This window comes from Phytohabitans rumicis, from assembly GCF_011764445.1.
GTDB classification, from domain to species: Bacteria; Actinomycetota; Actinomycetes; order Mycobacteriales; family Micromonosporaceae; genus Phytohabitans; species Phytohabitans rumicis.
The window spans coordinates 2,549,556-2,567,293 of record NZ_BLPG01000001.1; the positions used below are offsets into that span (position 1 = coordinate 2,549,556).

The window sequence follows — 17,738 nt, forward strand, 5'->3', positions numbered from 1 at the left end:
AATCACCCGGTACCCGGCGGCCGCCGGTGCTCCGACATCCACGTCACCGCGTAAGCCACCGCTTCGCGGATGCGCAGGAATCGGGCGGCCGCTCCCCCGACGGCACCCTTGACAACGGATCCGTTGCCGCGTTCGAGTTCCGCTCCGATCACGGGGAAATCGTCCGCGTTCAGTTCCATGCCCTGGTAATCCAGCCAGCGCCGGCCCGCCGGGCCCAGCACGACGCATCGGTTCGGCCGGCGCCGCTGCCAGGGCAGCCGGTACTCGGCCAGGTGCAGGGCGGTGCACCGGTCGTACCCGACGCCGAGCAGCAGCGTCCGCGCGTCGGCGGCCTCCAGCGCCGCCAGTGGGGATGACTCGCCCAGCTCCGATTCGAGGTCGTGCACCGCCATGAGGTCGGCGGCCCGCGCCCCTATCGCGACGAACGACGTCTGGGGATGAGCGCTGCGGACGGCGCCTGGCCAGGTCCGGACCGTCTCGGCGACCAGGCCCATCGCCCGGCAGTCGCTGATGGCGGGATCGAACCCGGGCAGATGGTCCCGGATCACCGGCCACCACTCTTCCGGCACCGGGCGGTGTGACCAGCGCGACGGGTCGCGATTGTCCGAGGTCTGGGCGAAGACGGCGAGCGTTCCGCGGTCACCCAGGACGTCCAGGAACGCGTGCACCACCGCCGCCGGGCCCCCACACACCCATCCGACGGCCCGCAGCGACGAGTGGAGCAGGATCGTGTCGCCCGCCCGCACGCCCAGCGCCGACAGATCCGCCGCCAACGAGGAGCGCGTATGGGGAGGAGCCATGGGCCGGATTCTGCCAAGCGACCGGCGCGGTAGCGTGGCCGGCGTGCTGTTCCGGACCTGGGCCGAGCCGGTGGCGCGGGAGTGGCCCGACGTCGCGACCGTCGCCGACCACACCGGTGTCGATCACCTCGTGGTCACCCAGCACGCGCTGGTCCGCGCGGTGCTGGCCGATCAGGAGGCGTTCCGCCCCGACAACGCGCTCGACGCGGTCAGCCCGATCCCGGTCGCCGCGCTCCGGATCCTCACCCACCACGGCTTCCGCCTCCCGCCGACCCTGGCCAACAACGGCCACCCCAGCCACCCCGCGATCCGCGCGATCGTCGCCGACGCGCTGCACCCGCACCGGGTCGAGGAGCAGAGACCCTGGCTGACCGCCGTCGTGCGGGAGCGGGTCCGCCGCCTCGGCGCCGACCTCGACACCGGCAAGAGCGTCGACGTGTACGCGGAGCTGGCAGCCGACCTGCCGCTGCTGGTCCTGGCCCGGCTGGTCGACCTGCCCGAGGCGGACGCGGCGGTGGTGAAGGAGTTCGCGCGGGCCGCGCTGGAGCTCTTCTGGGCGCCGGTCGACCTCGACCGGCAGGTGGCCCTGGCCGAGGCGGTGGGACGGTTCCACGCGGTCCTGCGGGAGTTCGCCGCGTCGGCTCCGGGGCTGCCGGCGCGCCTGCGGGCGTACGCCGGCGACGACGACCTCGTGGTCGGCGCGCTCTTCTTCCTCTTGGTGGCCGGGCAGGAGACGACGTCGCAGTTCCTGACCCTGCTGCTGCACCGGCTGGCCGGCGAGCCGGCGGTGCTCGACGGCCTGCGGGCCGGTACGGTCAGCGTCGACGACGTCGTCGAGGAGGGCCTCCGTCTGGAGCCGCCGATCGTCACCTGGCGCCGGGTCGCGGCCCGCGACACGAGCATCGGGGGTACGCCGGTCGCGCGCGGCACGAGCATCGTGTTGTGGCTGGCCCGGGCCGGTCGCGACAGGGCGGTCGTGTCGAATCCGGACGAGTTCCGCCCGGGTCAACGCGGATCCCGCCGCCACCTCGCGTTCGGCGCCGGCGCCCACCGCTGCGTCGGCGCCCAGCTGTCCCGGATGGAGGCGTCCGTGGTGGTGGCGGAGACGTTCCCCCTGCTCCGCGACGCGGTAGTGATCCGCGAACCGTGGTGCCCCGACAACCTGAGCTTCCGCATGCCAGACGCCTTCGTCATCTCCCGCCCCCAGTAGGGGTGAAACGCTGGCTAGACGGCGTCCTCGGCCCAGACGCGCCAGTCGTCCAGCACGCCGTACAGCGGTGGGGTCAGCCAACCGGGGCGCTCCGCTGGAAGACGCCCGGGTCCATGGAGCCGGCGCCGTCCGGCAGGGCGCCGACCAGGGTGGGGAGCAGCTCGGCGAGGTTTTCCCAGTGGACCAGCTCGGGTTCCGGGGGCCAGGCGCCCAGGACGACGCCGGCCGCCACGCTCCGGCGGGACAGGGCCTCCAGGGTGAGCGCGGTGTGGTTGAGGGTGCCCAGGCCGGCACGGTTGACGACGATCGCGCGGGCGTCCAGCGACACCGCCAGGTCGGCGACCGTCCATGGCTCGCCGGACGGGCGCAGCCCCATCGGCACGAGCAGCCCGCCGGCGCCCTCGACCAGCACCAGGTCGTGCTTTTCCGCCTCGGCCCGCACCTCGTCGACCACCGTGTACAGCTCCAGCGGAGGCAGCTCCGCCACCCGGGCCGCCGCGAGCGGCGCCAGCGGATCCGGGTACGACGCCAGCGTCCGTGCCGTCGTCGGGGCGGCCAGGTGGTTGACCACGTCGACGTCGGAGGTGCCGCCGGCGGCCGTACCCGTCTGGCCCGGCTTGACCACCGCGACCCGCAGGCCGGCCGCCTGCGCCGCGGCGGTGATCGCCGCGGTCACGATCGTCTTGCCGACGTCGGTGTCGGTGCCGGTCACCACGATGGGACCGCGCCATTCCGTCATGGTGCGCACTCCACGATTACGTCGACGGCCCGGTCGAAGTCGGCCCGCGGCACGCCGACGTTGACCGTCAACCGCAGCCGGGCCCGACTGTCCGGAGTGGATGGTGGACGGAAACAGCCTACGGCCACACCGCGGTCGAGGCAGTCCGCCGCCCAGGCCACCGCGGCCGCGGAGCCAGCTGGCGCTCGCTCCGCTCGCGCGGGTCCCCGATCCAGGGAGGCGCCGTCTTCCCTCGTCGCTTCGCTCCTCAGTCCAGACGGCGCCGGCCCGGGGACCATCACCGAGACGACCGCACCGGCGGGCGTGGACACCTCGAACCCGGCGGCACGCAGCCGTCGTACCAGCGTGGCGGCGCGGTCCGCGAGCTCCGCGCGGCGGCCGTCGGAGGCGCGGGCCAGGTCCAGCGCGGCGAGTGCGCCCGCCGCGACCGCCGGCGGCGGCGCGGTGTCGTAGATGAACGTCCGGCCGGTGTCGACGAGGTGGCGGATGAGCGCGGCGGGGCCGGCCACGACGCCACCGGCCGCCCCGAGCGACTTGGACAGCGTGGCGGTGATCACGACGTCCGGTTCGCCGGACAGCCCCGCGGCCGCGACGCCGCCCGCCCCGCCCGGACCGATCACCCCGAGCGCGTGCGCGTCGTCGACCAGCAGCAGCGCGCCGTGCCGGCGGGCAGCCGCGTGCAGCTCGGCGAGCGGGGCCAGGTCCCCGTCGACCGAGAAGATCGACTCGGTCACCACGACCGCCGGGTCGCCCTGCACCGCCTTCTCGACGGCCTCGACGTCGGCGTGCGGGACGACCTCGGTCCGCGCGCCGCTGATCCGGCAACCGTCGATCAGCGAGGCGTGGTTGTACGCGTCGGAGACGAGCACGGTACGGGGCCGGGTGAGCGCCCGCACGGCGCCCATGTTGGCCAGGTAGCCGGAGGAGTACACCAGCGCCGCCTCGACGCCCAGCCAGTCGGCCAGCCGCCGTTCCAGCTCGCGGTGCACATCGGTGGAGCCGCGCACGAGGCGGGAGCCGGTGGCGCCCAGGCCGTACGCGGACAGCGCCTCCCCCGCCGCCGCCACCACGTCGGGGTGCGCGGCCAGGCCCAGGTAGTCGTTGCCGGCGAGGTCGACCACCGCGTCGCCGGCGCCGCGCGGCCGCAGCCGCCGGGACAGGCCGGCCTTGGCACGCAGGTCCGCGCGCCGGTCCAGCGCCTCCAGCCAGCTCACGTTGCCTCCTGGGTCGCGTGAGTTAGCCCCTCACGTCGTGCTTGTAAGGTACGACCATGCCAGAGATCCTCGACCGTGCCCGTACCCAGGTGCTCGAACAGGGCGTCGGTCTCGACGAGGCCGGTGTCCTGGAAGTGCTGCGGCTGCCCGACGAGCACGTGCCGGACGCGCTGCAGCTCGCCCACGAGGTACGCATGCGGTGGTGCGGGCCCGAGGTCGAAGTCGAGGGCATCGTCTCGCTGAAGACCGGCGGCTGTCCCGAGGACTGCCACTTCTGCTCGCAGTCGGGCCTGTTCACCTCGCCCGTGCGGTCGGTGTGGCTGGACATCCCGTCGCTGGTCGAGGCCGCCAAGCAGACCGCCGCCACCGGGGCGACCGAGTTCTGCATCGTCGCCGCCGTACGCGGTCCGGACGACCGGCTGATGAAGCAGATGCGCGAGGGCGTCGCCGCCATCAAGGCCGAGGTGGACATCCAGGTCGCCGCGTCGCTGGGCATGCTCAGCCAGGAGCAGGTCGACGACCTCGTGGAGATGGGCGTGCACCGCTACAACCACAACCTGGAGACGTGCCGCTCCTACTTCCCGAACGTGGTCACCACGCACAGCTGGGAGGAGCGCTGGGAGACCCTGCGCATGGTGCGCGAGTCCGGCATGGAGGTGTGCTGCGGCGGCATCCTGGGCCTCGGCGAGATGGTGGAGCAGCGGGCCGAGTTCGCGGCGCAGCTCGCTTCGTTGGATCCTCATGAGGTGCCGCTCAACTTCCTCAACCCGCGGCCGGGCACGCCGCTGGGCGACCGGCCGGTGGTCGAGGGCAAGGACGCGCTGCGGGCCATCGCCGCGTTCCGGCTCGCCATGCCGCGCACGATTCTCCGGTACGCGGGCGGGCGCGAGATCACCCTCGGCGACCTGGGCACCCGTGACGGCCTCCTCGGCGGGATCAACGCGGTGATCGTGGGCAACTACCTGACCACGCTCGGCCGGCCGGCCGGCGAAGACCTGGCGCTGCTCGACGACCTGAAGATGCCGGTCAAGGCCCTGTCGGCGACACTGTGAGCGAGCGGAGCGGCGCCGGTGGCGCGTTCCCGGCCGCGTCACGAACCCCGCCAACCACGGACCCCACCGCGGCTGGGAACGCGCCACCTTCGGGGCGCCGCGGAGCGAACGAACCATCGGACTCTGTGAACGAAGTGTGGTGTGACCGCTGTGGCGCCCCGCGAGCCGAGGGCGACCACGCGGCCTGCGCCGCCGCGCGCCAGCTCGAACCGCCCCGCTTCTGCCCCGCCTGCCGCCGCCGGATGAAGGTGCAGGTGCTCCCGGCCGGCTGGTCGGCCGTGTGCGTGGAACACGGGACGGTACGCGCGTAGCAAGCTCCTCGGGGCTACGCCGCCGGGGCCCGGTCCAGGTGCGGGTCGGCTTCGACACGTACGGCGAGGCACTCGGCGGACATCGTGTCCACGGCGGTGCCGGCACCGTCGGAGCAGCGGTACCGGACCAATGCGGCCCAGCCCGACGCGCCTTCGACCACGCCGGCCCGCCGGATGCCGTTCCGGTAGACCCAGACGAGGTCGCCCCGGCGGTAGGTGGCCGAGGGCGGCACGCTGTCGCCCGGACCGACCAGCCACGCCGTAGCGACCTGGCCGGTGGCTCGCGCCCGCCGCTTCGCCCGGTACATCGCCTGGTCCGCCCGGCGCAGCAGGTCGGCGAGGTCGGCGGGAGACCCGGCCGGTACGACACCGATCGACGCGGTGACCGTCAGCGTGTGCTCGCCCACCACCATCGCCGGCGCGACCGCGGCGCACAGCGTGGCGGCGATCTCCGCGCAGTTCACCCGCGGGCCGACCACCAGCGCGGCGAACTCGTCGCCGCCGAACCGCGCCACGAGGTTGTCGCCCAGACACGCGACGATCCGCCGGCCGACGGTGCAGAGCACCTCGTCGCCGACGTCGTGGCCGAAGGTGTCGTTGATGGGCTTGAAGCCGTTGAGGTCCAGGACCACCATCGCGGCCGCCTCGTCCTGCCGCAGCAGGGTCGGGGCGAGCACGTCGAAGAGGCGCCTGTTCGCCAGTCCGGTTAACGCATCGTGACCGGCCATCCAGCGCAGCGCGCTCCGCTCGGTTTCCAGCCGCGCGACATGCGCCTCAAGCTGGTCGATGCGTGCCTGAAGCCGGGCCGCGTCGGCCTCGGCCCCCAGCTGTCCACCATCCGCGGTGGGGTGGTGGATCTGCATCGGCCATCCCCTCGTGAGTGTGGTGAACCTCATCTGAATCATGACAGCAAGCATGGGCTCGTGCAAGATTTCATGCCGACAACTCTCCAAAATGACATCGTGCATGCCGACCGGATTCGGCTACGCTAGGTGCGTCTATCTTTCGTGGTGAAAGAAAGACGTTGGGACGCACGAGGGAGTCACCATGAGCAGCGACACCAGCTGGATCATGTCCAGCAGGTCAACCGGCAACGGCGGTAGTTGCGTCGAGGCCCGGCGGCACGACGGTCTCATCGAGGTCCGCAACAGTAAGGCACGGCAAGCCGGCACCGTACAGTTCACCACTGAGGAGTGGGACTCGTTCCTGTACGGCGCCAAGCGCGGCGAGTTCGACCGGCTACTGGGCGACTGAGACGCGGTTACAGCCCGCTACGGCGGGCCACTCGAACGGAGCGAAAGGCCGGCTAGCTAAGGCAGCCGGCCAACGCCCGCCAGCATCCGCGAACGCCAAGGCTCGTCGCGGAAGTCCGCCGGGTCGGTGGGCTCGGGGCGCCACTCGGGCAGCCACGCCAGTCCGGGCTCGATCAGCTCGAAGCCGCCGAAGAACCGCTCGATCTGGGCCCGGGAACGCACCGACAGCGGCGTCGCGGTCTGCCGGCGCCAGATGTCCGTCGTGGACTGGAGCTGGCGCTCGTCGACCGGCTCGCCGTCGACCGTGCCGTGCGAAATCACCACGTGGCTGCCCGGCACGCACGGTGCGAGCAGCCGCTCCATCGCGGGGTACGCCTCGGCGTCGTCCGGCACGAAGTAGAGAACGCCCACCAGCAGCACCGCGACGGGCTGGGTGAAGTCGAGCACCTTGCGGACCTGCGGGTGCTCGATGATCTTTTCCGGCTCGCGCAGGTCACCGCGGACCGCCGTGGCGTACGGGTTGCCCTCCAGCAGCTCCTGGCTCTCCGCCACCGCCACCGGGTCAATGTCCACATAGACCACTCGGGCGTCGGGGACGACCTGCTGCGCCACCTCGTGCACGTTGCCCTCGGTCGGGATGCCCGAGCCGATGTCCAGGTACTGCCGTACGCCGGAGTCGGCCAGGTAACGGATGGCCCGGCCCAGGAACGCCCGGTTGGCGCGCGCAATGGCCACGATGGACGGCGCCTTGGCCAGGATGGCCTTGGCCGCCTCCTGGTCCGCGGTGAAGTTGTGGATGCCGCCCAGGTAGTAGTCGTAGATGCGGGCCGCGGTGGCTGGCTTCTGGTTGGTACCCGGTCCCCCGGTCATCGGTACTCCTCCACCGGCACGGCGTTCTTGTTGATCAGGTCGAAGATCCGACGGTACTCGTCCACCTCGGCCTGCTCTTCCAGGTACAGGGCGCCCACATGGGACTCCAGATAGACGACGTCCGGATCGTCGGGTCATCGAACTCTAGTATCCGGAACGCGCCCGCCATCGCCGCATGGGCCCCCACCCCGAACGGCAGCACACGGACGTCCACCGTGTCCTCTTGGGACAGCCGCCGCAGATGCTCGATCTGCGCCTTCAGCACCTGCTCGCCGCCCACCGGTCGCACGAGGACACCCTCGCCGAGCACGGTCACCAGCCGGGGCGGCGGCTTGCGCCCGAACAGCGTCTTCTGCCGCTGCATGCGCAGCTTGATGTGGCGCTCCCCGACCTCCGGGTCCTGCGGCTGCTCCGCGCCGAACAGCGCCCGCGCGTAGTCCGGCGTCTGCAGCTCGCCCGGCACGACCTCGCCCTCGTAGCTGAACATCCGGGAGGCCGACGCCTCCAGGCCGACGTACAGCTTGAACCACTCCGGGATGACCGGGCTGGCGTCCCACCACTCCGGCTGGGAGGTGCCCAACGCCAACTCCGCCAGCGCGTCGGTGATGCTCTGGTCGGCGCCGTACAGCCAGCAGAGGGCGCGCACGTTGGCCGCCGTCACCGGGACCTTTCCGGTCTCGATCCGGTGCAGCGTCGGCTCCGAGATGCCGAGCCGCTGCTCCGCTACCTCGCGACGACTCATCCCAGCGGCTGTGCGCAGCCGCGTCAACCGGCGGCCCAGCGTCCGCCTTACGACGCGCTGCCCTGTGACCGGCACACCCCACCTCCGCCCCATGGTCCGGTCTGCTCCGACGAAAAATGTGACGCCGAATACCGTACCCGCAACGCGGTGTCGTCAACAGGCGACCCGGGGTCGGGTTCTAAGCAGGAGTTTATGACACCGCAGTAACCAGGTGGTACATACCGGACGACGGGTTGTCGTGCGGGAAGCGGACGCCGTTCAGAAGGTGCATCCGCTCCAGCGCGGCGGCCCGTCTGGTCGCCACGTCCCGGCTCGCCATGTAGGTCGCGCCGTCGACACCCTTGTCCCCCTGGCCGTCGCAGGAACGCCGAAGCCTGCGCGCCGCGTCGTTGTCCAGCCAAGCCCGGTGGTCCCGGAAGTGAAGGACGAGCCACAACTCAAAGCATGGATTGGAGACCGCGACCTCGATGCCGTGCTTGCGGGCCAGCTCCAGCGCCTCGACGAGCCCGGAATGGTTCGTCGGCCACTCCACATCGAACACACACCAGACCTCATCGACCTCGCCCTCTTCGCGGTCGGCCCGGTCCTTGGCCGCCACCGCCATCCGTACCAGGGCCAGTGGGGCCGACTCACCAGCGTGCCGCTCGATCCGGAGGTCGACCGCGGCCACGTCGCGGACCGCGGGCTCGCGCTTCAGCGCTTCGAGGTACTCGGGCTCGCTGCGCCGGCCCTCGCAGAACACCACAACGGTCTTGCGGGGCTCTCGGATAGCTACCTTGCGCCGAAGCGGCTTTCCGGTCTTGCGACGCCCGTGCCCCATCAGCCTTCGCCTGCCCGGCGATCTCGTGAGCGGGCCGCCGCGCCCAGGGCGCTTCGCAGCAGCCGCTGATCCAGCTCCGGGACGGCCCCGAACCGACCCTGGAGGTACGCCTTCTCGAGGTTCAGGGAGCGACGCACCTTGTCTCCGCCGTACTCGGCCAGCGCGGTTAGCGTCGTGGCACCGTTCGGGCCCTTCTCCGTCAGCCAGACCTCATCCCGGTTGAGGTGGTTGAGGAGGCTGGTGTCGTGCGTGGTGAAGATCAGCTGCGCGCCGCGAGGATTCGTGTCGGGATCCTGGAAGAGCTCCACGAGCCGTGCCGACAACCGAGGGTGCAGGCTGGCGTCGATCTCGTCGAACAGCAGCACCTGGCCCGCGCGAAGGGCTTGCAGGATCGGCCCGATGAGCCCGAACCAGGTCCGGGTGCCCTCGGACTCCTCGTCGAAGCCGAAGGGCACCTGCTGGCCCTCGACCTGGTGCATGAACCGCAGCCCGCGCCCCGTCTCCCCGGCCGAGCCGGCGAACTCGTCCACGACGAGCACCTCGTCGATGCCCAGGTCCGCGAACCGCAACAGGGCCAGCGCCGGCTCGACCTCGGTGCGGTCGAAGAACAGCCGCCCGGTGGTCAGCAGACCCTGCGTGTTGTGGCGAAGGCCGAGCACACCGATGCCGGCCAGGGCGCGGGCGAAGCCGCTGACCTCGGGCTCGTCAAGTCTCATGGCGGCCGAGAGAGCGAGCGTCGTCGGCGTCAGGAGCTCCCGCGTTCCCGACAGCCCGCCCAGACCCCGCCTGAAGCTGATCTCCAAGCCTTCGCGCTCGAAGAGCGAGCGCCGCCGGCGTTCGGGATAGCCGTAGAGGCCCTCGAACCGGACCTGGGCGTCGTCCACCTCGACCTGGTATTCGTACCTGACTCCGTCGACCACCAATTCCAGCTCGTACGTCGACGGGGCGCTGGGCCCGCCGCCGAACTTGAAGGGCTCCCTCGGGATCGTCCGGTCCCACTCCCGCAGCGACCTGCTCACCGCCGCCGAAAGCCAGGCGATGGCATCCAGCACATTGGATTTTCCGGAAGCGTTGGAGCCATAGATGCCCGCGACGGTGAGGACGCCCTCGTTGAGCCGGTCGAAGGACCGCACCGCCGGCCGGTCCGCATCGACGGCGATCATCGACAGCTCCACTGGATCCATGATCGAACGGTGGTTGGAGACCTCGAACCGCAGCAGCACCATTCGCCCACTTCCTGCACCACGACCGCACGCCCAGACCACTGTACGTCAAGATCTGACGAAAACAGCGGCCTGAGCGCAGCAAGTCGGCGCATTGGTCAGGCGACGGTGCAGGTGGCGCCGTTCACGGTGAACGTGGTCGGGCGCGGGTTCGTGCCGGTGTGGGTGGCGTTGAAGCCGGCGCTGACCGAGCCACCGGCCGCCACCGCGCCGTTGTACGACTCGTTCGCCGCCGTGACGGCCGTGCCGGTCTGGGTCCAGCGCGCGCTCCAGCCCTGCGTGACGCGCTGCCCGCCGGTGAACGAGAACCCGAGCGTCCACGACGTCCAGGCGGTCGTGCTGGTGTTCCGGATCGTCACGCTGCCGGTGAAGCCGTTCGACCAGTCGTTCGTGGTGTAGGTGACCGAGCACGGCCCGCCGGGCGCGGGCGTCGTCGGGGCCGGGGTGGTGGGCGCTGGCGTCGTCGGGGCAGGCGTCGTCGGAGCGGGCGTGGTCGGGGCGGGGGTCGTCGGGGCCGGCGTGGTGGGTCCCGGTGTGGTCGACGACGGCGGGTCGCCCCAGAGCTTCACGCCGTTCTCGTAGAGCGGTACGGCGCGGTTCGGCCCCGTGGCCGTCTGGTACGACGGGTCGTTGGCCGGGTTCCACGTGCCGCCCTCGGGCACGCCGACCTTGAACTGGACCTCCATCCGGTGCTGCGACTGCCCCGCCGGCGCGATGCTGTAACCGGTGCAGTCGATTTCGACGTACCAGATGTCGCCGGAGTGCTGGCGGGCGGTGGTCGGCGACGGGCAGCCCTGGGTGTAGCCGGCGGTCACCACCGGCGCGAGCGTGCCCTCGCGGGTGAAGTAGTAGCGGAACACCGAGCGGGTCAGCGCCTTCGCCGGGAACGCGGACTTGTTGTAGACGATGGCCTTGATGCCGGTGGCGCGCGGCTCGTTCTGCATCACCGTGGTCTCCACGGTGAACTCGTCGATGTCCGGCGTCTCGGGCTGCGGGAAGTTGGCGAGCGGCGTGCCGCCGTACTCCTGGTAGAGGCGCGCCACCGCGGACGTGAAGCCGGCGTTGTAGTCGGTGGCGACCTCGTTCATCACGTAGTCGTTGCGCTCGTCCTTGTACGCGTCGTCCGGCGACGACGGACCGCCGACCAACGCTCCATAGAGGACATGGCGGGTGTTGGTGGGCACGGTCATGTTGTCCCACCACGAGCCGTGCGCGGTGCGGTGGTGCGGGTTCTTCGGGTAGTTGTTGCCGAACCCGATGACGTAGCTGGAGTTGCGCGGGTTGGCGCCGAGCGCGTAGTCGACCTGCCGGACGGCGAAGTCGTGGTAGCGCGCCTTGCGGGTGGCATCCGACGTCCGGTCACTGTAGAGCAGCGCGACGAACGCCGTATTGGCCGCGTACCGCAGCGCGCCCCAACTGTCCACAACCACCATGCCGCCGGGCGACGTGCGCACCTTCTCGCCGTTGACGCCGACGGTGAACCAGTCCAGCCAACGGTTGGCGTCGTCGACGTACTTCTGCTTGCCGGTCAGGTTGGCCAGCAGCACGTAGTTGCCGTACTGCTTGTTGTCCCACGAGATCGTCCACTTGTACATCTTCGTGGTGGTCTGGTTTTCGTTGCCCTGCGCGTCGTAGCCGGCCTCGGCCTTCGCGAGGTAGCTCGCCTCGCCGGTCGCCCGGTAGAGCCAGATCGCGCCCCACACGAGCTCGTCGGCGTACCCGCTCCACGACTTGTAGAAGTTCGTGACGTCGGTGATGCACTCGTGGTACATCCGGCGGACGGTGTCCGCGAACGTGTAGAGCTGCCGCGCGTGGGTCAGCAGCGTGTTGGCGTATGTCGGGTCGGTCGGCCGGAAGACCATCGACGAAGCCGCCATCGCGGCCGCCGTCTCGCCGGCCAGGTCCGCGCCGCCACAGCTCGCGTCTATCTTGTACGCCGGGCGCGCCATCGGCAGCACCTCGGCCGGACCCCACCACTTGTGGTCGTCGTCGCCCTTGCCCACCTGCCCGTAGAGGACGTTGGCGGACGGGTGCGCCTTGATGAAGTAGTCATTGGGCACACGCAGGTTGTTGAGCAGGTGGGTCAGCTGCCCCGAGGCGGCGTACGCGTCGCGGTACTCGACCGCGCCCCACGCCAGCATCGTCGTGGTGAACGCCATCGGGAAGCCGAACTTGACGTGGTCGCCGGCGTCGTACCAGCCGCCGGTGAGGTCGAGGCCGGTGCCTGACCCGTCGGTCAGCGCCGAGTCGGCGCGCCAGGAAACCCTGTTCCACGCCGGTTTCCGACCGGACACCTGGGCCTCATAGAAGAGGAGGGACTTCTGCAGCACCTCGCCGTAGTTGTACGCGGCGGCGGCCTCCGACCGGGCCGCCGCCCAGATCGCGGCGGTGGCCAAGAGCAGCGCGGCCACGACGAGGGCGACCGCTCGGCGGTACCAGATGATCCGGGCAGACATTAGAATCGCTCCTGTCCGTGGAGTCACAACCACGCGTCGAGGGGTGGATGTGGGCGCATCCGCCCCTCATTTATGTCCGTTATGGGAGCGCTCCCATATATAGACAGCAATGTTCCCACACTGTTTCGCGTTTGTGAAGGGATCGACAGCGGGCAACCTCACACCATCGACGCCCATCTCCGAATGGGCCTCGAAAAGCCCTGATCACGAGGCTTAACTACCGCTAAGTAACCCACAAAAGTGCAGGTCAGGCCGTCTTGGCATACGAGCGTACGGTTGCCGACACCCCGCGTAGCCGCCACCCTCACCCCAACGACAGCCGAGCCGAGGAGGCAGCGATGGGCTTGCGCCTTGCCCCGGGCACCGCGTGGGAGGACGTACTCACCCGCGCGGTCGCCACAACGCCCGAAGCGTTCACCGGTGGGACCCTGCGAAACCTGGTCGAGGGCGGATGGCAGCCCGTCGGCACGCCCAGCCCTGTGCGAACTCCGATCGACAACGGCGTACTCGTGAATCTGTCCCGTGTGGACGCGGCGGCCGCGCGTGCGGCGGTGGCATCGGCGGCGGCCGCGCACCGCGCCTGGGCCGCGACGCCGCTGGCGGAGCGCAAGGCGCGGGTCGTCGCGGCCCTCGACGAGCTGGCCCGCCACCGCGACCTGCTCGCCACCCTGCTGGTCTGGGAGATCGGCAAGCCGTGGCGGCTGGCCTGCGCCGACGTGGACCGCGCCCTCGACGGCGTCCGCTGGTACGTCGACCAGATCGACCGCCAGCTCGCCGGCCGGCAGCCACTGCCCGGGCCGGTGAGCAACATCGCGAGCTGGAACTACCCGATGAGCGTGCTCGTGCACGCCGAGCTGGTGCAGCTGCTGGCCGGCAACGCGGTCATCGCCAAGACGCCGTCGCAGGGCGGCGCGGTCTGCCTGACGGTGGCGCACGCCCTGATGCACCGCGCCGGGCTGCCCGTCACCCTGCTGTCCGGCGGCGGCGAGGAGCTGTCCGAGGTGCTCGTGCGGGCGCCGGAGATCGGCGCGGTGGCGTTCGTCGGCGGGCGCTCCAACGGCGGCAAGGTCGCCGCCGCGCTGCTCGACACGAACAAGCGCCACATGATCGAGCAGGAGGGCCTCAACGCCTGGGGCATCTGGAACTTCTCCCAATGGGACTCGCTCGCCGCCCACCTCAAGAAGGGCTTCGAGTACGCCAAGCAGCGCTGCACCGCGTACCCGCGGTTCGTGGTGCAGCGCGACCTGGTCGACTCGTTCCTGGACATGTACCTGCCGGTGGTCCGCTCCGTCCGCTTCGGACACCCGCTGGCCGTGGCCGCGGCCGGCGACCCGCTACCCGACCTGGACTTCGGGCCGCTGATCAGCGCGGCCAAGGCCGACGAGCTGCGCCGCAAGGTCGACGAGGCGGTACGCGGCGGCGCCGTCCCGCTCTACCGCGGGCGGCTGGACGGGGCGCCGTTCCTGGACGGGCAGGACCGGTCGGCGTACGTCGCGCCCACCGTGCTCCTCGCCCCGCCCGGCCGGTCCCGGCTGATGCACGCCGAGCCGTTCGGCCCGGTCGACACGATCGTGGTGGTGGACACCGAGGACGAGCTGCTCGCCCAGATGAACGCCTCCAACGGCGCGCTGGTCGCCAGCCTGGCCTGCGACGACGGGGACGAGGCCGGCAAGCTGGCGGTGGACCTGCAGGCGTTCAAGGTGGGGATCAACAAGCCACGGTCCCGGGGCGACCGCGAGGAGCCGTTCGGCGGGCGGGGCGCCTCCTGGAAGGGCGCCTTCGTCGGCGGCGACCTCCTCGTGTCCGCCGTGACCGAGGGTCCCACTCCCCTGTACGGCAACTTCCCCGACTACTCCTCGTACCCGGCGACCTGACCGGCCGGGGTTAGCGCCCGCGCCCCGCGGCGATCAAGGACTTCCGCGCCGATCAAGGGCATACGGTCGTGGATCAGAGATCAAAGCACGACCGTTCGCCCTTGATCGACGGCAGTGTCCTTGATCGGCGCGGCGCACGAGCGCGCGGCACGGGGCACGGCGCGGCGCACGCGTGGCGGGGCGCTACGTTGCGGGAGCGGTGGTGGTGGCTCGGGCGGCGGCCAGCGGGACGGTCACGCTCAGCATCGTGCCGTCGCGGTCCACCGGGCCGGGGCGGTCCAGGCGGCGCAGCGTCGCCAGCATGCCAACGTTGTCCGCCTGGGTGTGGGCGACCACGGCCGCGTACCCGGCCCGGCTCGCGTGGGCCACCAGCCGGCGCAGCAGGGCCGTGCCGACCCCGCGCCGCTGCCACGCGTCCTCGACCAGCAGCGCGATCTCGCCGATCGCGCCCTCCGCCACCAGGTTGCCGACCGCCACCACGCGGTCGTCTTCGGCGAGCGCCACCAGGGTCACTCCGCGCGCCGGCTCGATCAGGCGGGCGAGCAGGGCGGGCGACGGGCCGGACGTACCGGCGAGGTAGCGGCGGTGCCGGCTGCGCGGCGTGCACCGCTCGTGCATCGCGCGCACGGCGGCCAGGTCGTCGCGGACCGCGGGGCGTACCCGCACCTCGACGCCGTCCGGCAGGACCAGCGTGACCTGGTCGGCCGCCTGGCGTACGACGGTGGCGGCCAGGTCGACCAGGGCCTGGGCGCGGGCGTACTCGGCGGGCGTGAAGGCCGGCGCCGGGCGGCTGATCTCGTACGTGCCGCCGGTCGGGTCGACCAACCGCATCTGGCCACGGTTCGCGCCGTACCGGTCGTCGCCGGGCCTGGGCCGCCAGATGACCGCCTCGGCGCCGAGCAGCGCGGACAGCACGTCGCCCAGCGAGTGCGGGTCACGGACCAGCCGGCTGGCCAGGGACAGCGTCTTCGTCGGCCAATCGGCCAGCTCGCGGGCCTCGGTGCGGCTCACCCAGGGGTCACGGCCGCGGCCCTTCTCCACCGCGGCGATCAGGTCGGCCTCGGTCATCGCGTCCGGCGCGTCCACCAGGAAGTCATCGACGGCCCCCGCCGTCGTCGTGTGCACCTGCACCGCCAGGATGTTGACCGACTTCAGTGCCAGGCTCGCCGTCAGCACGGCCAGGTAGCCCGGCCGGTCGTCCACGGTCGCCCTGATCCGCCACAGTCCCATGAGGACCTCCTTACCCGGTGGTTGCCGCCGGTGACGCCGTGACCAGGTCGAGCCGATCGCCGAGGATCACCGCGGCGGCGCGTACGAGCTGCGCGACCCGGTCGACCTCGGTCACGTGGAACGCGGCCGCCGGCAGGTCCTCGACCTCGCCGCGGGCCACCATCAGCACCAGGCCGGCGCGGCCGAACGGCGCCACCGCGTACCGGGTGCGGTCCGGCCCGGTCAGCGACCGTGCCCGCAGCGGGGTCACCTCGGGCAGCAGCAGCGGCGCCGGGGCACGCCAGCTCGCGTACGCCACCGCGGGCTCACCGCCACCGGCCACGAGCGGGTCGTCGCTCGCCAGCGCACGCGGGGCGGTCCCGCTCCGTGCGGCCCAGTCAGCGGGTACGACGGCAGCGGCGGCCCAGTCGGCGGCGAGCAGCCCGGGGACGGCGTCCACGAGCGTGGCGAGCCCGTCGGCCGGGTTGGCGGCGACCTGGGCGAGCAGCTCCGCGTCGTGCCCACTGGTCACCGGGGCGCCGATGGCCCGCCAGATACCGTCGACCTGCACACCCGGGATCGCGGCGAGGCCGGCCCGCAGGCGGTCGATGCGCGACGCGCCCGGCCACACCACGGTGAAGTCGTCAACGGCCCGGCCACCCAGCCGTTCCAGGACGACGACCTGGACGATGTCCGCTCCGGCGACGCCGAGCGTGCGCGCCACCTGCCCCAACGCACCAGGCCGGTCCGGCAGGGTCACCCGAACCCGCAACAACATGGCAAGCCTCCCGTCGGTGGGCCGGCGTCCAGCGCCGGTGTCCCCTACCAGGGTGCCTGATGACCATTTCGTCCCTGTTGCATAGCCATGTCTCGGCGCGTTCACCAGCCGTTAAGCGGAGGCGCGTTGCACCATGTGGGTGTTGAGGAGCACGAATGGCTCTTCTAGCTCATCGCGCCGAATGAGCGACATGAGCAGGTGTGCCATGTGCTGACCCATCTCCTCGACCGGCTGGTAGACCGTGGTCAGCGGCGGGTCGGCCTGGCGGGCGATCTCGGCGTCCTCGAAGCCCACGACGGCGACGTCGTCTGGGACCCTTCGGCCGGACTCGCGCAGCGCCCGCAGCGCGCCGCTCGCCATGAGGTCGGACGCCACGAACACCGCGTCGAGGTCGGGGGTGTGCTCCAGCAGCCGGCGCATCGCCGCCGTGCCGCTGGCCTCGCTGAAGTCGCCGTACGCGATGAGGTCCTCGCTCACCTGGCCGCCGTGGTCGCGGATGGCCTGCTCGTAGCCGGCCAGCCGGGTCATGCCCACGCCCATGTCCTGCGGGCCGGCGATGGTCGCGACCCGGGTGCGCCCCCGGTTGATCAGGAACTCGACGGCCTGCCGCGCGCCGCCGGCGTTGTCCACGTCGACGAAGTTGGCCGCCTGCGCCCCGGGCTGCAGCATCCGCGCCGGGCGGCCGCCGAGCACGGTGGGCAGGCCGCGCTGCTCCAGCAGCGTCGGCAGCGGGTCCGCGTCATGCAGCGACAGCAGGAGTACGCCGTCGACGTGCTGCGTGGTGAGGTGGTGCTCGACCTTGTCCCGCTCGGCGGGGGACTGGGCGAGCGCCAGCCACAGCTGCATCGGCGTGTCGAGCAGGCCGGCGTGGATGCCGCGGACGATGCCGGCGAAGAACGGCTCGCCGAACAGCCGCTCCCCCGACTCGGAGATGACCAGCGCCACCGAATCAGTACGCTGAGTAACCAACGCCCGCGCCGCCCGGTTCGGGACGTATCCGAGTTCCTCGATCGCCTGTAGGACGGCGGCGCGGGCCTCCGGGCTGACCTGCGGAGAGCTGTTGACCACGCGGGACACCGTGCCCCGGCCAACACCGGCGCGGGCCGCGACCGCGTCCAGAGTGGGACGGCCGAGCGACCGGGTCCGCTGCGTAGTCATCGGCTGCTCCTCATGTCGGCTGACCTTGC

17 protein-coding genes and 1 pseudogene are annotated in these 17,738 nt (G+C 71.5%); 5 read left to right on the forward strand and 13 right to left on the reverse strand.

Annotated features, from left to right (window positions below):
- Positions 1-2 precede the first annotated feature (2 nt).
- Entirely contained in the window at positions 3-800 is a 798-nt protein-coding gene (locus tag Prum_RS10930) for an AAC(3) family N-acetyltransferase (RefSeq protein ID WP_173076145.1), read from the reverse strand.
- On the opposite strand from Prum_RS10930, the gene Prum_RS10935 reads away from it, so the two are divergent.
- Positions 799-2,010 (forward strand): cytochrome P450, encoded by a 1,212-nt coding sequence (locus tag Prum_RS10935; RefSeq protein WP_173076147.1) that lies wholly within the window; start codon positions 799-801, stop codon positions 2,008-2,010. The genes Prum_RS10930 and Prum_RS10935 overlap by 2 nt on opposite strands.
- A 14-nt stretch (positions 2,011-2,024) precedes the next feature.
- Here Prum_RS10935 and bioD read toward each other — a convergent pair.
- Together bioD and Prum_RS10945 are read right to left on the reverse strand one after the other, a co-directional pair.
- Positions 2,025-2,749 (reverse strand): annotated as a pseudogene (gene bioD / locus Prum_RS10940) (dethiobiotin synthase).
- The gene (locus tag Prum_RS10945) at positions 2,746-3,963 is read right to left on the reverse strand and encodes an 8-amino-7-oxononanoate synthase (protein WP_173076149.1); all 1,218 of its coding nucleotides are present in this window, start codon (positions 3,961-3,963) and stop codon (positions 2,746-2,748) included. The pseudogene bioD and the gene Prum_RS10945 overlap by 4 nt, the downstream one beginning before the upstream one ends.
- 56 nt (positions 3,964-4,019) lie before the next feature.
- Between Prum_RS10945 and bioB the strand changes: the two genes are divergently transcribed.
- Complete coding sequence (gene bioB, locus Prum_RS10950) at positions 4,020-5,015, forward strand: biotin synthase BioB (protein ID WP_173076151.1); 996 nt, start codon at positions 4,020-4,022, stop codon at positions 5,013-5,015.
- Between the two features lie 125 nt (positions 5,016-5,140).
- On the forward strand, positions 5,141-5,326 hold the full coding sequence (gene bsaP, locus Prum_RS10955; RefSeq protein ID WP_173072733.1) for a biotin synthase auxiliary protein BsaP: 186 nt from the start codon (positions 5,141-5,143) through the stop codon (positions 5,324-5,326).
- 14 nt (positions 5,327-5,340) lie between these two features.
- Here the strand turns inward: bsaP and Prum_RS10960 are convergent, their stop codons facing one another.
- Positions 5,341-6,189, reverse strand: a complete 849-nt coding sequence (locus Prum_RS10960; protein WP_173076153.1) for a GGDEF domain-containing protein — start codon at positions 6,187-6,189, stop codon at positions 5,341-5,343.
- A gap of 184 nt (positions 6,190-6,373) precedes the next feature.
- On the opposite strand from Prum_RS10960, the gene Prum_RS10965 reads away from it, so the two are divergent.
- Positions 6,374-6,580, forward strand: coding sequence for a DUF397 domain-containing protein (locus Prum_RS10965; RefSeq protein ID WP_173076154.1), 207 nt, complete (start codon positions 6,374-6,376; stop codon positions 6,578-6,580).
- A 56-nt stretch (positions 6,581-6,636) separates the two neighbouring features.
- On the opposite strand, the gene Prum_RS10970 is transcribed toward Prum_RS10965, so the two are convergent.
- The 6 genes from Prum_RS10970 to Prum_RS10990 form a co-directional block, all read right to left on the reverse strand.
- Positions 6,637-7,449, reverse strand: a complete 813-nt coding sequence (locus Prum_RS10970; protein WP_173076156.1) for an SAM-dependent methyltransferase — start codon at positions 7,447-7,449, stop codon at positions 6,637-6,639.
- Positions 7,446-7,514, reverse strand: coding sequence for a hypothetical protein (locus Prum_RS55020; protein WP_503826941.1), 69 nt, complete (start codon positions 7,512-7,514; stop codon positions 7,446-7,448). The genes Prum_RS10970 and Prum_RS55020 overlap by 4 nt, the downstream gene beginning before the upstream one ends.
- Entirely contained in the window at positions 7,484-8,284 is an 801-nt protein-coding gene (locus Prum_RS10975) for a helix-turn-helix domain-containing protein (RefSeq protein ID WP_281368886.1), read from the reverse strand. Before Prum_RS10975 ends, Prum_RS55020 begins: the two co-directional genes overlap by 31 nt.
- A gap of 97 nt (positions 8,285-8,381) precedes the next feature.
- A complete protein-coding gene (locus Prum_RS10980; RefSeq protein WP_218577203.1) occupies positions 8,382-8,933 on the reverse strand; it encodes an RloB family protein in 552 nt (183 codons plus the stop codon).
- Between the two features lie 77 nt (positions 8,934-9,010).
- A complete protein-coding gene (locus Prum_RS10985) occupies positions 9,011-10,237 on the reverse strand; it encodes an AAA family ATPase (protein WP_218577204.1) in 1,227 nt (408 codons plus the stop codon).
- Between the two features lie 95 nt (positions 10,238-10,332).
- Positions 10,333-12,690, reverse strand: a complete 2,358-nt coding sequence (locus Prum_RS10990; protein WP_173076162.1) for a glycoside hydrolase family 9 protein — start codon at positions 12,688-12,690, stop codon at positions 10,333-10,335.
- A 338-nt stretch (positions 12,691-13,028) separates the two neighbouring features.
- Between Prum_RS10990 and Prum_RS10995 the strand changes: the two genes are divergently transcribed.
- Positions 13,029-14,564 (forward strand): aldehyde dehydrogenase family protein, encoded by a 1,536-nt coding sequence (locus tag Prum_RS10995; RefSeq protein WP_173076164.1) that lies wholly within the window; start codon positions 13,029-13,031, stop codon positions 14,562-14,564.
- A 183-nt stretch (positions 14,565-14,747) separates the two neighbouring features.
- On the opposite strand, the gene Prum_RS11000 is transcribed toward Prum_RS10995, so the two are convergent.
- From Prum_RS11000 to Prum_RS11010, 3 genes are all read right to left on the reverse strand, one after another.
- Positions 14,748-15,794: a GNAT family N-acetyltransferase gene (locus Prum_RS11000; RefSeq protein WP_173076166.1), complete on the reverse strand. Its 1,047-nt coding sequence runs from the start codon at positions 15,792-15,794 to the stop codon at positions 14,748-14,750.
- A gap of 10 nt (positions 15,795-15,804) precedes the next feature.
- On the reverse strand, positions 15,805-16,551 hold the full coding sequence (locus Prum_RS11005) for an ACT domain-containing protein (RefSeq protein WP_173076168.1): 747 nt from the start codon (positions 16,549-16,551) through the stop codon (positions 15,805-15,807).
- Between the two features lie 111 nt (positions 16,552-16,662).
- A complete protein-coding gene (locus tag Prum_RS11010) occupies positions 16,663-17,709 on the reverse strand; it encodes a LacI family DNA-binding transcriptional regulator (RefSeq protein ID WP_173076170.1) in 1,047 nt (348 codons plus the stop codon).
- Positions 17,710-17,738: the final 29 nt, after the last annotated feature.